This window comes from Methylophaga thalassica (assembly GCF_030159795.1).
In the GTDB taxonomy this organism is placed as follows: domain Bacteria; phylum Pseudomonadota; class Gammaproteobacteria; order Nitrosococcales; family Methylophagaceae; genus Methylophaga; species Methylophaga thalassica.
The window spans coordinates 224,520-240,021 of record NZ_BSND01000004.1 but is presented as its reverse complement, the minus strand read 5'-3'; the positions used below and the strand labels follow the sequence as shown (position 1 = coordinate 240,021).

The following is a 15,502-nucleotide window of genomic DNA, read 5'->3' as shown; positions in this document are numbered from 1 at the left end:
TTTATGTCAGAGTTTGAATATGATCAGGATGCAGAGTGGCCAGCTGATTGGGAATTTGAAAAAAGTAAAACACAGGTAAAACAAGAGCTTAATGCGTTAAAAGATCTTGGTCGTTCATTAATAGAGCTGTCAGCTAAAGATTTGCAAAAATTAGACTTATCTGAAGATCTTTATGATGCAATTATCAGCGCACAATCAATGAGTAAAGGTGCTTTGAAACGTCAGGTTGGGTATATCGGTGGTCTGATAGCTGATAGCGACCATGAAGCGATAAGTCAGAAGTTACAGCAGTTAAAACAGCCGCATCAGGGCCAGGTAAAACAGTTTCATCAAATCGAGCAATGGCGAGATAGATTGCTGGCAGGTGAAAATGAGGTCTATGCTGAATTAATCGCTGAGTTTGATGACTTTGATGTTCAGCATGTCAGACAGCTGGTCAGAAATGCACAACGTGAAGCGAAACAAGAAAAACCACCGAAGTCAGCACGACAATTATTCCAGTACTTACAATCACAGCAACAAGCTTAAATTCGGGGTAATTCCACAATAAAACTTGCGCCACCTAAACGGCCCCGTTCAAGGTGGATATTACCTTCGTAAGCCATAATAATATCGCTGACAATGGCAAGGCCGATACCTTGCCCCTCTGCTTGGGTATCAATGCGGTGTCCGCGTTTGATAATGTAGCTTTCAGCACGTGTCGGAATACCAGCACCATCATCTTCTACACGGATTTTGACCATATTTCCTGAGCTTGTGGCAATAACATGCACCTGATGTTTGCAATATTTGTATGCATTTTCCAGCAAATTGCCTAAAAGCTCATACATATCACCTTCATCAGCATGAATATAGGCATCACGCTCAATCTCACATTGATGACGTATAGCCTTGTTTTTATAGACTTTGTCTAAACTTCCGATAATTTTATGGATAATCTCACCGAGTGATACAGGGGCGAGTAAACTACTTTTACCTTCGGTAGAGGCACGTTGAAGTTGGTAATCGACAAGGGTACTTATCCTGTCCAGTTGTTCATACCCCGTGCTTTTAAGACTCTGCAAATCATGATTATTGGCCAGTTCACCACGAAAAACGGAAAGAGGCGTTTTAAGGCTGTGTGCCAAATCAGCAAGAGAATTTTTGTAGCGTTGACGACGTGATTGTTCGTGATCTAAAAGCGCGTTGATATTGTTGGTGAGTTGTTTTAGCTCACGTGGATATTCATCATTTAAACGATGATGTTCACCGGTTTCAATTGCATGTAGATCCTTAGCAACATCGTGTAATGGCCGTAAGCTCCACTTCAATATCAACCATTGTGCAAGTAATAGCATGAGACCCGTACCGCCTAACCAGTACCATAAACTACGTTGGAAACTGGCTGTTGTCTCTTTTATCGTCGACATGTCTTCAGCCACATTAATGGTGTAGTCCAGTTCTTTACCTGTCTCGGTTTCCCAGACAATACCAAAGGCCAGATTTTGCAATTTCATGCCTCCGTCAACATCCACCACGGTGTAATGTTCATTGGATGGTCCGGGTTGAAAGGGTAATGACAAGAAATGGCCAATGGCGGACGGGGATTGCCAGACAATTTTCCCACTACTGGTTATTTGTGCATACAAGCCGGAATTGGGAATAGAAAATTTAGGTTCTGCCAGATCGTGAGTCATTTTTAACTCACCTTTATCATTAATTTCTGCTGCGGTAAGCAGCGTGTAAACGTAGTTCTTTAAACGTTTCTTCTGTTCCAGCTCCGCGCTGCTTTTAAATGCATTATTAAGACTGATCGCAGATAGTCCAAGAAACGCAGTTAAAACAAGACTGACAGCAACAAGAACCCGGTTGGATAAAGAAAAATTAATGACTTTCACGGGGCAGGTTAAGCCTGTAACCACGACCACGTAGTGTCTCTATCGGATTTAGCTGTTTGTCTGGATCCAGTTTACTACGTAAGCGTTTTACAAATACTTCAATGACATTACTGTCACGATCCTGATCCTGTTCATAGATGTGGTCGGTCAGTTCTGTTTTGGAAATCACTTCACCGGCGTGCAGTAATAAATAATGAAGCAGGCGGTATTCATAAGCCGTTAATTCAACAAGTTCGTCATGTTTAGTGACTTCTTGTGTGGCCGGATTCAGTGTAATGGGGCCACAACTTAGTGTTGGGTTTGACCAGCCGGAAGCTCGACGACTAAGCGCATTAATACGGGCAATCAACTCTTCAAAATGAAATGGCTTGACAAGATAGTCATCTGCGCCAGATTCAAGCCCTTCCACTTTGTCCTGCCAACGACTACGGGCGGTTAATATCAGGATAGGGTAATCAAAACCTTGTTTACGCAAGGATTGAATAAGTTCAATACCTGAAAGTTTAGGCAATCCTAAATCGATAATGGCGACATCATAAGGATATTCAGAGCCCATAAACAGACCTTCATCACCATCAGCTACTGCATCGACAGTAAGATTATGCTGCTTTAATTGTTGGGTAATTTGTTCGCGAAGATGCTTTTCATCTTCCACTAATAGTACGCGCATGCAACCTCATGGAACGGAGTGGCCAGAGTCACGATCAAAGCGATGTATTTTCACTTTACCGTCGTTATGCAGCACTTTAACACGAAAAATAATTTTATTGCCGTAGTGTTCTTCGTCTACAGAAAGTACTTTTCCGCCGGTCTCCACTTTAGCCAGTTCTGCTGCAGTGTGGTCCGATAGTGGTAACGTTATTTCATTTATATTATTACCTGGTTCTTGTTCGTAGGGGAGGTGGTCATCTGCCCAGGCAGGTAGGCATAAACTGGCAACGAATAGCAGTAACATGACTTTATACATGGCTGTGCCTTACTATCTCTATGATATTTGAATATAGCGGGTTCAGCGGGCTGAAATGTCCTTTTTTAAATACTTGCATTAGTCGATTAACTCGGGTGTAACGGCTCCTAGAGCACCATCTGCTCTGGCTCTCAGGTAGCTATAAATTCTGTCTCTGTTTTTCATTACATTATCATTTGACTGCCAGGCTGGCATTTCGCCCATACGGCCTTTTTTCCCTCTGGCAACGATCTTAAAGAAATCATCACGATCCGTGTTTTTTAATGTATTAGTAAGGTCACTGGCTGCGAGCCCTTGACCAAAAGTGCCATGACAACGAGCGCACCATGTTCTGTATACCTTGTAACCGATAAACGTATCTGAATCTACTTTATTATTTTGTTTGACTGTATAAGGTCTTCCATCGGCAAGCACTGGCAACGGGATAAAAAGTGCAGAAGTAAATGAACATATAACAGCGACCGATGCCATGATATATCTTAGGCTAATCTTCATTGTCAGCACTGCTAGAGAGGTTCGTCTAACCTGAAGGTTGATTATTTTTCTTTGCATATTTCTCTCTCAATTCATTATATGCTAAGCATCAGCACCAATATGATCCACTAAGCTTTACTTGCATGCCATGATTTAGGTCATTTTTAATTATATTGATGTTTTATAATGCCCTAACGGCAATGCTTTGAAACAGAATTAATGTCATTAATAGTCAAAATTTAATTCATTTACTGAGATTAATATTAATGAAGTAGCCGTTTTACTAAGCGCTGATTCTTCCTATCTATTTAATAGATAAACCATAGCAAAGTGAAACTGAACTACTCCTGAATGAATTGTCTAATCTCAGATATCAATTTTTCGTATTCTCGTGAACTATCTCACAGGCATATCTCATAAAGTGTGTTTTACTGTGCCGTCGTGTGATGTAGTTCAAATATTTAAATAACTTTTAAAACTCAGGAATCGTGTTGAAAACGGTTAGTCAAAGTGATGTAGAACCTGGCGTTCAGCAATTTGAGATAAACAAAATGCGTATAGGCATTTTGTTACAGCAAGGTGTTATCGCTTGCATAACAAATATTGTTATTCTGCTATTAACCCTTATCGCACTGTATTCTTACAATGACTTAAAGTTATTGCATCTATGGGGCGCAACTATCTTTCTGACTATTGTGCTTCGACTTTTGATAGTCAAATATCTCAACGTGTATTTTTCTCAACGTCCTGATGATCCCAGCGTTGTTTCACGTTGTGAAAAAATCTATGCCGCTGGTGTATTTCTATCTGGTCTGGCTTGGGGCAGTCTGGGTTTTGCGTTTGATGCTGAGACGCAATTCAATCATCAGCTGATTATTCCACTCGTGGTTGCTGGGTTATGCTCAGGTGCCATTTATTCGATGTTGAGCAGCTTTATAAGCTTTATTTCTTATGTTTATCCGATGCTCATTTCCGTTATCCTGGCGATGTTCTATGTCGATCTTAAGGTTGAAGCACTGACACTTGTCACATATATGATTGCCTGCACGATGCTATTCAGAAACCTGCATGAGAGAGTCACCGAAAGTTTGCGATTACGTCAGGAAAACCGGCACTTGGTGCGTCATTTAACGAGTGTCAATGCTTCACAAACAAAGTTAGTTGAAACATTACAAAAGAAAGAGATTTTTCTGACACAAACCTTCGAAAATGCTGGTTTTCCCATCTTTTTAATGACGGCAGACATGGTCATATTAGATGCAAACAAAGCCGGATGTAAGCTATTCGGTTACAGTAAGACAGAATTCAAAGGCATGAATATGTTATTGCTATTGCATGAAGATGAATGCGGTGAAGCGAGTCGCGACTTTTATAGACTTATTGATGGTGATTTGCAGCAATATCAGATTACAAGAAAATGCTTGAGTCGTGATAAACGACCTCTGTGGTTAACAGGGACAGTTTCTGCGGTTAGAAATACGAATAACAAAGTCGATTATTTTGTCATTCATGCACAAGATATTACAGAGCAAAAGTCACTTTCGGAAGATCTTCAACATCTCACTTTACATGATACGCTGACCGGGCTTCCTAATAGATTCGCCATTGAAAAGCACTTACAGTTATTACTTCAGGAGACAAATTCTCTTAACCATGTTTTTTGTTATATCGATGTTGACCAGTTTAAGGTTATCAATGATACCTGCGGTCATAAAGCAGGGGATAAACTACTTACTCAGATAGCAAACATTATCAAGTGTGAGCTACAACCATCGGATATTCTGGCCAGGTTAAGTGGTGACGAGTTTGCTGCTGTATTAATTGATACTACTTCTGAGCAGGCTAAAGAAAAACTCAACCGTGTGATGGAGAAGATCAGACGTTTCGAGTTTATTGATAATGATTTACTGTTTACCTCGTCTATCAGTGTTGGCATGGTCAATATCAGACCAGAAAGTACGATGACTGAGATTTTTAAACAGGCGGACAATGCCTGTTACGCAGCAAAAGAATCAGGCAGGGATCGACTGCATGTGTTTAGTGACAGCGATGAAGAACTTGTACAGCGCAGTGGCGAAATGCGTTGGGTATCTAGAATTCAGCAAGCACTGAGTAATAACAAACTGGTTTTGTTCAGCCAGCCTATTGTGGCTACACATAAGAAAAACAGTACGAAACCGCATTGTGAACTACTGATAAGAATGTTGGATGAAGATGGCTCAATTATTCCTCCAGGTCATTTTCTGCCCGCAGCAGAGCGGTATAACCTTGCTGCTTCTATTGATATGTGGACAGTTAGCCATGTGTTGTCACGTCTGGAAGAGGCGAGAAAAGCCGGGCGTGATATCAGTGGTGTATATGGGATCAATTTATCCGGTCAATCGCTTGGGGATACCCGATTTTATGACAAAATCATCAAGCTAATTATCTCCGCTGATTTAGTTGATTCAGGTGCCGTTATTTGTTTCGAAATTACTGAAACAGCAGCCATCTCGAATATGCATAGCGCGCTTTACTTTATTAATGAGCTGAGAAAAGTCGGCTGCTTATTTGCACTGGATGATTTTGGTAGTGGTCTGTCTTCATTTGCTTATTTGAAGCAACTGCCGATTGACTTTCTCAAGATTGACGGAATGTTTGTCAAAGACTGTGTGGAAAATTCAGTGAACCTTGAAATTGTTAACTCTATCAATGGCATCGGTCAGGTGTTGGGACTCAAAACCGTGGCTGAGTTTGTTGAAGATGATGTGACACTAATCAGCTTACAACATATAGGCGTTGATTTTGTGCAAGGATATAACATTGGTCGCCCTGAAGCCTGGGTGGTTTAGGCACACATCAGCATTGTTGCCATTGTTTTTCCAAACGCTTAGCTGAAATGGGGTAGGCCGTTTTGAGTTCCTGAGCAAAGACGGAAATACGAAATTCCTCAAGCATCCAGCGGTACTCTTTAAAATCAACCGTTTCGATTTTATTGACCTTATTAATAAACTTTTGCCAATGTGGCATGACTTCAGCCATACGTTGTTTGTCTTTATTTGGATCGGTTAATAAACGATCCAGTCTGATACCGGCGGCTTGGCAATATACAGGCAAACGTTTTAACGCCTCATCTGGCGTATCGTGAACAAAGCCTTGATAAATCAGAAAGCCCAGTTGTTGTTTTATATCGTTTACAGAATTGATAGCTGCCAGTGGAATATTCCCTGTTAAACGTTTGGCAATGGCATGATATTCGGCAAGTGGTTTGGCAATATTCTGAGCCAGTTTGGCAGCCAAGTTAATCAGATCACTTTTTCTTTCTGTAATGCGCTTTTCAAATACTGTTTTATCAGTGATGGTGGGCTGATCAAGAATAAAACAGCGGTCAAACGCCACATGAATCAGATCGCTTTTCAGCTGCTCGCAAGGACTAATATCTGTCTGCTTATTATCAGCGTAGGGTGAAGGCGGCACATTGGCATAATGCAGGCACATCTGTTTGATGTCAGGCAGGTTTTTATGTAAATACTTAACGGCATCAGCCTGGTTCAGCATAAACAGACGACGCAGCCCATAACGTGTTAGTTCTGCAGCCTGCGCTTTTGTATCCATCAAGGTTAAATCGACACACTCTTTTTTGTCGACAAGCGCCGGATAGGCTGTAACTTCTAAACCATTCTGTTCCAGTGTGATTTGCTCTGGTAACGTATCAAATGACCATGACGTGAGTCCTCTCTTTTCATAGTCACTATCTGGAATTTGTCTGAAACTGGCTGCGGCTTCACGAGCCCAGTTTTCCTTCAGCTTATCCAGATCACGACTTTCATCGAGCAACTCTCCCTGATCATCCACCAGCTTAAAATTCATTTGTAGATAAAGCGGTAGTTCTTCTGTCCGCCAGTCTGACATATCAATTTCAACGCCAGTGAGTTTTCGTAATTGTTCACTCAGGGCAGGTAATAAAGCCCCAGATGTACTCGACATGGCTTTTATGCATTGATCAGCATACTGAGGCACTGGAATAAAATGACGACGTAATGATTTCGGTAAAGCTTTAATCAGGAAAATGACTTTTTCGCGTAATAATCCCGGCACTAACCATTCATAACGTTCACTGCTGGTTTGATTCAGTAGTGATAATGGAATGGTTTGTGTTATGCCGTCTTCAGCTTTTCCCGGCTCAAAATGATACTCAAGCGGCAGCGGGACTCTGTTGATTAATATTTGATCAGGGAACTGATCCGCAGTAACTTGCTCGGCCTGATGCTGCATAAGCACTTCTTTGCTGAGCATCAATAAATTGGGATCTTTCTTTTCTGACTGTTTCCGCCATTTCTCGAAACTGGCACCGTTAACAATGTTATCGGGTACTTTTTTTCGATAAAAATCAAACAACGTATCGTCATCGACCAGTACGTCACGGCGTCGCGATTTTTGTTCAAGCAGCTCAATTTCTTCAATCAGACGACGGTTATGCTGGAAAAACTTCGCCTGACAGTGCCAGTCACCTTCCACTAGCGCCGAGCGAATAAAAATCTCATTGGCTACAGGCGGATCGATAGGGCCGTAATGAATACGGCGACGGCTGACAATTGGCAGGCCATTGAGAGAGACTGATTCGAAAGCAACAACTTGGGCAGGCTTTTTCTCCCAGTGCGGATCTGAATATTGTCGTCTAACTAAGTCCCCAGCAATAGGTTCAATCCATTCCGGTTCTATTTTGGCCACAATCCTGGCGTAGAGCTTACCGGTTTCAACCAACTCAGCCGCCATAATCCATTTTGGTCCTTTTTTATGTAAGGCTGAACCTGGGAATATTTGTAACTTTAAATTGCGACCACCGGTATATTCAAACTTATCGGTTTTTGTTGCTACATGACTCAGCAAACCAGCAAGCAGCGCACGATGGATACTGTCATAGCTGGCTTCCTGCTGGTTAAACTTGAGACCAAGCTCAGCGAGTTGAACATGTAACTGCTGATGAATGTCATGCCATTCACGTAACCTTAAAAATGATAGAAACTGTTCTTTGCAATACTTTCTCAGCTTATTCTGACTGAGGTGTTTTTTCTTATCGTGATAATGATTCCATAGCTTAATAAAGGCAATAAAATCAGAACGTTCATCTTTATATTTAGAATGTGCCTCATCAGCCGCCTGCTGTTTATCCATCGGTCTTTCACGTGGATCCTGAATACTTAAAGCACTGGCAATAATCAGTACTTCGGTGAGACTGTTTTGCTCTGCACCAGCCAGTAACATTCTGGCAATTTTAGGATCAATCGGAAGTTTGGATAGCTGTCTACCCACCTCAGTAATATTGCGTTGTTTATCAACAGCACCGAGTTCATCTAACAGGCGGTAACCATCATTAATCATTTTTTGTGGCGGTGGATTAATGAAGGGGAATTTCGCCGGATTACCTAATTTCAGGGCCGACATCTGTAAAATGACGGAGGCGAGGTTGGTCCTCAACACTTCAGGATCGGTAAAGGCCGGACGATTATTAAAATCATCTTCGTCATATAGACGAATACAAATACCCGCCGCAACTCGACCACAGCGACCTGAACGCTGATTAGCGCTGGACTGAGAAATTTTTTCTATTGGCAGTCGCTGCACTTTGTTACGCACACTATAGCGACTGATGCGGGCATTGCCCGGATCAACCACATAGCGTATGCCGGGCACGGTCAATGATGTTTCCGCGACATTGGTAGACAAAATAATGCGTCGTTGACCACCCGTTTTAAACACACGATTTTGCTCTGCGGCTGACTGTCTGGCAAATAGAGGCAGAATTTCCGTTTGAGGCGGATGGTGCTTGCGTAATGCTTCGGACACATCTCGTATATCCCGTTCACCGGCGAGGAAAATCAGAATATCACCAGGGCCTTCACGACAAAGTTCATCTACGGCGGCAACAATACCTGACACCATATCGTAATCAGGTGAGTCTTCATCGGTGGTGAGAAGAGGGCGATAACGCACTTCTACCGGATAGGTGCGACCACTGACTTCGATGACCGGCGCATTATCAAAATGTTTGGAGAAACGCTCGGTGTCGATGGTTGCAGAAGTGATAATGACTTTGAGGTCAGGACGCTTGGGTAACAGCTGTTTGATATAACCTAGTAAAAAATCGATATTGAGGCTTCGTTCATGTGCTTCGTCAATAATCAGGGTGTCGTATTGATTCAGAAAGCGGTCATTTTGTGTTTCTGCCAGCAAAATACCATCGGTCATTAATTTGATGTAGCTGCTTTCTGCATTGACATGATCATGAAAGCGGACTTTATAACCCACCGTTTGACCGATCTCTGAGCCCAGTTCCTCAGCAATACGTGTCGCAACAGTTCTGGCAGCAATACGACGTGGTTGTGTATGCCCAATCAAACCTGTGACACCACGGCCCAGTTCCAGACAGATTTTAGGGAGTTGTGTTGTTTTTCCTGAACCGGTTTCACCGCAAAGAATAATCACCTGATTATCCTGAATGGCTTTCGCCACTTCATGACGACGTTCAATAACGGGTAAATCAGCACTGAAGTCTGGTTTCGGGATATTCTTGAGACGGGTTTGGGCTCGCTCAACTGATTTCAGTACTCGCTGAGTAAACTGACCAATAGCCTCAGCATTTGCCTTATTCTTTTGTAATTGCTGCCACTGACGTTGAAGACGGTATCTGTCTGTCAGCATAGCGGATTGGATAAGTTGCGTTAAGTTTTTCTCAGAATTAGTCACAAGAATTTTATAGCAAAAAGGGAGGTATTCTACAGCTTCCAGGCTAATGAGACAGTATATTTAAAGTCATTGGGATCGGTATCGTCATGCACAGTAGAGTCATATTCATTGGTAACACCCAGTTTCAATGCAACACCGACGAAACTGTTTAAGTCAAGAATCCAGTCCAGAGAAGTGAGATTCCTATAGTCTCTATCATTGAGACTGGGGTAATACGTATTAGAGAACTCTACGTGTTGATATTGATTCATATCCCATTTGGTTTCAATACCTAACATTCCCTCAGGCGTGAAATCTTGTTGTTCGCCACCAAAAGTTCGATTAAAACCTAAACCACTTCTGCCAACAAAAAACCATGTGTCGGTATTGACAAACTCATAACCAAAACCGGCATTGGCGTTAGTACGGTAATCCCAGTCTTTGAACTTATCCAGGTCAAAACGGCCACCGGCAAACTGGAACCAGGGTGAATCAGGGCGTAGCCAGTCTCGGTTCATTGAGGTAAAAAAACTTTGTGCTGACAATTCGTGATCAGATTCAGCTCGGAAGAATGCCGTCTTGTGAGATGTACGCATTTGTTTTGACTCATAATCAGCGTTAAAACCAATATTGAGCTGATTTGTACTGGATTTTCCGGCAGTACCACCCAGTCCTAGATCCAGTCTTCGTTTCCAGTTTGTGTAAAGACCTGTACCAAATAAGCCATCATCAGCATCGACATGCTGTACTTCTGGTTTTGCTTGTGGTGGCGGAGGGGTTGGCTCTGTATTGGTCGATGAGACCAGACTTTTAATGCGCGATCGCGGAATAATCATGACACCGAGTAGCGGGTGGTTTAACTTTAAGGTGTCATCGGTTTCGGAGACGATGTCAGCCGTCAGCGTATCACCGTTAACAAGTTCAATCTTACTGGGGGTTGCTTGAGATACTAGTGGTGTTAACAAAATAGCTAAGAGTAGATATCTGATATATATCACTAGCGAATTCCTCCGCATAACTGCATAAAAAAAGCAGCCTGAATCAGGCTGCTTGAAAGTAATGGCTTAGATCCTATTTTATTGACATCCACTGTTGTTTATTTCACCGTCCGGCATGATGGTGTTACAGAAGGTGACTCCACGAAGTTCAGCGCCTTCGAGGCTAGCACCTGTTAAATCTGCATCACTTAAATCAGCAAAGATAAGCTGAGTGCCTGATAAATTTGTTTTTCTGAGGTTCGCACCAGCCAATTCTGTGTAATCCATCAGTGCATTACTTACATCAGCACCCTCTAAAATGGCTCCTTGCATTCTGGAATGGGTAAACCAAACACCGTGTAATTTAGCATCAGTGAGGTTAATGCCTTTGAGGTTGGCTTCACTCATATCAGCGCCTTTCAAATCATGACCTGTCAGATCAGCTTCACTCAAGTTACAGAAGTTACACTGTAAGGTTTTAAGTAATCTGTCGAGATACACTTTGTCGTAAGCAGAAGCATTTGTTGCTATTATTGATAAGCCGACTAAAAGAAGCATTTTTTTCATCATTTTCTCTCTCCTGGTAATTTTTATTTTATGACCATTTATTCATGAAAAATGCTTGCTCAACTGGGCGACGTTTACGAGGGGACAATTCCCTCTCTAGTTGTTCTTCAGTGAGGTTATCTAATGCAGCCTGGTGTCCGATAGCAATAACAGACCAAATGTGGATATCAGCAGGAATATTGAAAGACTCACGTAGCACTTTGTCATCAAATCCCCCCATCTGGTGACTCATCAGTCCCATCGCTGTAGCTTGTAAACATAGACTGATACTGGCTGCACCCGTGTCATAACCAGACCAACGATTGGGTTTATCATTTTGACTAAAGTTGGGGACAGAGGCAGTAACTATTAAAACAGGTGCATTTTTTGCCCATTCCTGATTGCCAGGCACAAGTGCAGAAAGCACTTTTTTCCAAGCAGATTCGTCAGTATTTTTATCACAAACCAGATAGCGCCATGGCTCATCACCAAAACAAGAGGGAGACCAGCGGGCAGCTTCGCAAAGCGCAGTGATTTCTTCCAATGTCACCATAACGGTGGGATCATAAGCACGACCACTCCAACGTTCTGCCATTACTTTTTCTATGGGTTGAGCTGTGTCTGCTGGTTTTTGAATCATATAATCACCTTGGTAGTTGGATTAAAGCTTTTTTTGATGGCCGATAAAATCCACCGATATGACCGATCACTTGAACCAAATCTGCGCCACTTTCTTCAGCAATTTTATCTAACATGGCCTTTCTATCTGCGCGTTCTTGACCACTTACTCGGACCTTGATTAGCTCGTGATGTTCCAGTGCATTATCAATTTCGGCAAGCACCGAATCAGTTAAACCACTGTTACCAATCATAACAACCGGTTTTAAGGTATGGGCAAGCCCTTTGAGATAACGTCTTTGTTTGTCAGTAACTGCCATTAGTGTGCTCACCTGTATTAAAATGTTTTGATTATATCAGGAAGGCAATATGGCTAAACAACACAAGTTTACGGTGACAGCAGCGAGAGGTATGTTGCCACTGCTTGCGGAAGAACTAAAACAGCTAGGTATTAAAAATACTAAGCAAGATCAGGGAAATATCCGTTTTACAGGCACGTTGGCCGATGCATATACAGTATGTTTGTGGTCTCGTGTCGCTATTCGAGTGTTGTTGCCAATTGCTCACCTGCAAGCAGAAACCCCGGAACAGCTTTACGAAGGGATTAATGCACTTCCATGGGAAGACCATATTAATGAGCTTGATAGCACTATTGCTGTTGACTTCAATAGTTTTCGTTCAAAGATAAAACATACTCAATACGGTGCTCAGCGCGTAAAAGACGCGATTGTTGATCGTTTTCGTACGCTGTTTGGTCAACGACCCTCCGTTGATCTCTACCAGCCTGATGTGCGTATTAATGTTTATCTGAAGCACAATCAAGCCACGGTTAGCATTGATTTATCGGGCGAAAGTTTGCACAAGCGTGGTTACCGAGTCAGTAATACCGCCGCGCCGCTGAAAGAACATCTGGCTGCAGCCATCTTACTGAGTGCAGAGTGGCCTAAACTGGCACGACAAGGCTGGGCATTAATCGATCCCATGTGCGGATCTGGGACATTTCTTATCGAAGCCGCAATGATGGCTGCTGATATTGCCCCCGGCATTTTACGTGACTATTACGGCTTTAGTTTTTGGAAACAGCACGATAAAGACATCTGGAAACAACTTAAAGCAGATGCTGAGCGCAGAAGACAATCAGGGTTAGCCAGATGTCCTGTGATTGTGGGAGGTGACGCTGATGCGTCCGCGGTTGAAGCCGCTAAAAATAATATTGCAGAAGCAGGTCTCAGTGACCGTATACACGTTAGCCAACGTGATTTGCTTGAATGGCCAAGACTGGCAACAGAACTACCGAAAACAGGTTTATTTGTCTGTAACCCCCCTTATGGTGAACGTATTGGCCGTACGGATGAATTACATTATCTGTACGAAAGCCTCGGCAATATTATTAATGAGTCATTCGCAGGCTGGCGCACAGCCTTGATAACAGATAATGCGCAATTAGGTAAATTTACTGGCCTGACGCTATTTGATACCGTGCCTTTTGATAATGGTCCCATCTCCTGTGACGTGCTTTTCTATCGTGCACCACGCCCGGTACGTACAAACGAACTTACAGCATCGCCAACCCAGTTTGTCGATGACGAAGAAGAAAGCCGCGAACAAGCGCCTGTTGAAATGACAGAACAAGGTGCGATGTTTGCTAATCGCTTAAAGAAAAATAAAAAACACTTGGCGAAGTGGGCGCGTAAGTCAGCATTGAGTTGTTATCGGGTTTATGATGCTGATTTACCTGACTATGCGCTAGCCATCGATCTTTATGACGACCATATCCACGTTCAGGAATATGCACCACCCAAGCAGATCGATCCTGAAAAAGCTGTAGAACGACTGCAGGAAGCGATGCAGATTATTCCTGAGGTATTCGAAGTACCTGTCACCCATGTGGCATTAAAAGTCAGGAAAAAACAACGTGGTAAAGAACAATACGAAGCACAGGCTGCTAAAAACCAACGCTTTGAAGTGCGTGAAAATGGGCTGCGCTTTTGGGTAAACCTGACCGATTATTTAGATACAGGCTTATTTCTTGATCACCGTGAGACCAGACAACTTGTCAGAGAATTAGCCAAAGGCAAGGACTTTCTCAATTTATTCTCATACACCGGATCGGCCAGTGTTTATGCGGCGGCAGGTCAGGCAAGATCAACAACCAGCGTCGATATGTCCAATACCTATTTGGCATGGGCTGAAGACAATATGAAGCTAAATGGTTTTGTCGGTGAACAGCACCAGTATATTCGGGCTAATTGTATTGAATGGCTGGAACAGGCGCTGGAAGATGAAAAACGTTACGGCTTAATTTTCCTTGACCCACCGACGTTTTCCAATTCAAGCCGGATGGAAGGGGTCTTTGATATTCAGCGAGATCACAGCACGCTGATCAAGCAAGCAGGTGCGTTACTGACATCAGACGGAGAATTGATTTTCTCCACAAATCGTCGTGATTTCGAATTAGATACCGACGCTTTAAATCAATTTGTAATTGAAGATATCAGTACGGCCACCATACCGCGAGATTTTGAGAGAAATAAAAAAATTCACCGTTGTTGGCGAATTAAGCCGAGAGCGTGATATTAAAAATCAGACAATGTCTGTTTAATTTCACGCCATAATTCGGCATAAGCCTGACTAACGGTCGATTGTTTATCAAAGGCAGGGAGAGGTTGGCGATAATCACCCATTCTTTCGACGATTGCTGCGTAAGGAATCGCTGTTTTTAAACCATTTTTCAGCATCTTGGGCGGATGAGCAAGCATGACACGATGCATGCTTCTGCGTCTGTCGACCATATTAAAAAAGGCATGCAGACGTTTTGGCTTTAATTTATGTTCTTTAAAAAAGTCACGAGTCTGCTCAAATGTTCGCAGAGACAGATGCGTTGGAATCAATGGCAGAAATAACGAGTCGGCAGTGGCGAAAATTTGTTCTGTGAGTAAAGAAAAGCTCGGTGGGCAATCCAAAATCATCAACGCATAATTTTCACTGAATGGCTCAACCAGCTTAGCAATCAGATTCTGTTTACCTTGATCACTTTGTTCACTGAGTTGGTGATCCAAATGACGGAAGGAAAAATCAGCTGGAATAATATCCAGATTCTCAAATTCTGTACTTCTGACTAAATCGCCGATAGGCGTTTTGCCAGTTAATAATTTTTTCGGTTTTGTTTCTGATTTTGCAGTGGTATTAAATAACCAGCTGGACGCGCCTTGAGGATCCAAGTCCCATATCAGAGTCGGAATTCCCTCATTGGCGGCATGCCAGGCAATATTAACGGCGGACGTCGTTTTACCGACGCCGCCTTTTAAATTAAAAAAAGCAATGGTTTCCATAGTAAA

The 15,502-nt window shown here is 42.6% G+C and carries 13 protein-coding genes; 3 read left to right on the top strand and 10 right to left on the bottom strand.

Going from position 1 to position 15,502, the window contains the following annotated elements; all coding sequences use genetic code 11:
* Positions 1-3: 3 nt before the first annotated feature.
* Entirely contained in the window at positions 4-528 is a 525-nt protein-coding gene (gene yjgA, locus QQL60_RS05990; protein WP_007144995.1) for a ribosome biogenesis factor YjgA, read from the top strand.
* Here the strand turns inward: yjgA and QQL60_RS05985 are convergent.
* From QQL60_RS05985 to QQL60_RS05970, 4 genes are all read right to left on the bottom strand, one after another.
* The gene (locus QQL60_RS05985) at positions 525-1,907 is read right to left on the bottom strand and encodes an ATP-binding protein (protein WP_273180515.1); all 1,383 of its coding nucleotides are present in this window, start codon (positions 1,905-1,907) and stop codon (positions 525-527) included. The two genes, yjgA and QQL60_RS05985, sit on opposite strands and share 4 nt — an antisense overlap.
* Entirely contained in the window at positions 1,864-2,547 is a 684-nt protein-coding gene (locus QQL60_RS05980; protein ID WP_007144997.1) for a response regulator transcription factor, read from the bottom strand. Before QQL60_RS05980 ends, QQL60_RS05985 begins: the two co-directional genes overlap by 44 nt.
* A 6-nt stretch (positions 2,548-2,553) precedes the next feature.
* Positions 2,554-2,844 (bottom strand): PepSY domain-containing protein, encoded by a 291-nt coding sequence (locus QQL60_RS05975; RefSeq protein WP_007144998.1) that lies wholly within the window; start codon positions 2,842-2,844, stop codon positions 2,554-2,556.
* A 78-nt stretch (positions 2,845-2,922) separates the two neighbouring features.
* Positions 2,923-3,315, bottom strand: coding sequence for a c-type cytochrome (locus QQL60_RS05970; protein ID WP_007144999.1), 393 nt, complete (start codon positions 3,313-3,315; stop codon positions 2,923-2,925).
* A 494-nt stretch (positions 3,316-3,809) separates the two neighbouring features.
* Between QQL60_RS05970 and QQL60_RS05965 the strand changes: the two genes are divergently transcribed.
* Positions 3,810-6,149 (top strand): putative bifunctional diguanylate cyclase/phosphodiesterase, encoded by a 2,340-nt coding sequence (locus QQL60_RS05965; protein WP_284722738.1) that lies wholly within the window; start codon positions 3,810-3,812, stop codon positions 6,147-6,149.
* Between the two features lie 7 nt (positions 6,150-6,156).
* Here the strand turns inward: QQL60_RS05965 and hrpA are convergent, their stop codons facing one another.
* The 5 genes from hrpA to yhbY form a co-directional block, all read right to left on the bottom strand.
* A complete protein-coding gene (hrpA, locus tag QQL60_RS05960) occupies positions 6,157-9,999 on the bottom strand; it encodes an ATP-dependent RNA helicase HrpA (RefSeq protein ID WP_431356897.1) in 3,843 nt (1,280 codons plus the stop codon).
* A 74-nt stretch (positions 10,000-10,073) separates the two neighbouring features.
* Positions 10,074-11,021 (bottom strand): DUF481 domain-containing protein, encoded by a 948-nt coding sequence (locus tag QQL60_RS05955; protein ID WP_284722736.1) that lies wholly within the window; start codon positions 11,019-11,021, stop codon positions 10,074-10,076.
* 78 nt (positions 11,022-11,099) lie between these two features.
* Positions 11,100-11,570: a pentapeptide repeat-containing protein gene (locus QQL60_RS05950; RefSeq protein ID WP_007145003.1), complete on the bottom strand. Its 471-nt coding sequence runs from the start codon at positions 11,568-11,570 to the stop codon at positions 11,100-11,102.
* 25 nt (positions 11,571-11,595) lie between these two features.
* Positions 11,596-12,186, bottom strand: a complete 591-nt coding sequence (locus tag QQL60_RS05945; RefSeq protein ID WP_007145004.1) for a nitroreductase family protein — start codon at positions 12,184-12,186, stop codon at positions 11,596-11,598.
* Between the two features lie 4 nt (positions 12,187-12,190).
* Positions 12,191-12,484 carry a ribosome assembly RNA-binding protein YhbY gene (gene yhbY, locus QQL60_RS05940; RefSeq protein WP_007145005.1) on the bottom strand — a complete coding sequence of 98 codons (294 nt, stop codon included), beginning with the start codon at positions 12,482-12,484 and terminating at the stop codon, positions 12,191-12,193.
* A 49-nt stretch (positions 12,485-12,533) separates the two neighbouring features.
* On the opposite strand from yhbY, the gene rlmKL reads away from it, so the two are divergent.
* Complete coding sequence (gene rlmKL, locus QQL60_RS05935; RefSeq protein WP_284722735.1) at positions 12,534-14,738, top strand: bifunctional 23S rRNA (guanine(2069)-N(7))-methyltransferase RlmK/23S rRNA (guanine(2445)-N(2))-methyltransferase RlmL; 2,205 nt, start codon at positions 12,534-12,536, stop codon at positions 14,736-14,738.
* A gap of 2 nt (positions 14,739-14,740) precedes the next feature.
* Here the strand turns inward: rlmKL and QQL60_RS05930 are convergent, their stop codons facing one another.
* Positions 14,741-15,496 carry a ParA family protein gene (locus QQL60_RS05930; RefSeq protein ID WP_007145007.1) on the bottom strand — a complete coding sequence of 252 codons (756 nt, stop codon included), beginning with the start codon at positions 15,494-15,496 and terminating at the stop codon, positions 14,741-14,743.
* Positions 15,497-15,502 lie beyond the last annotated feature (6 nt).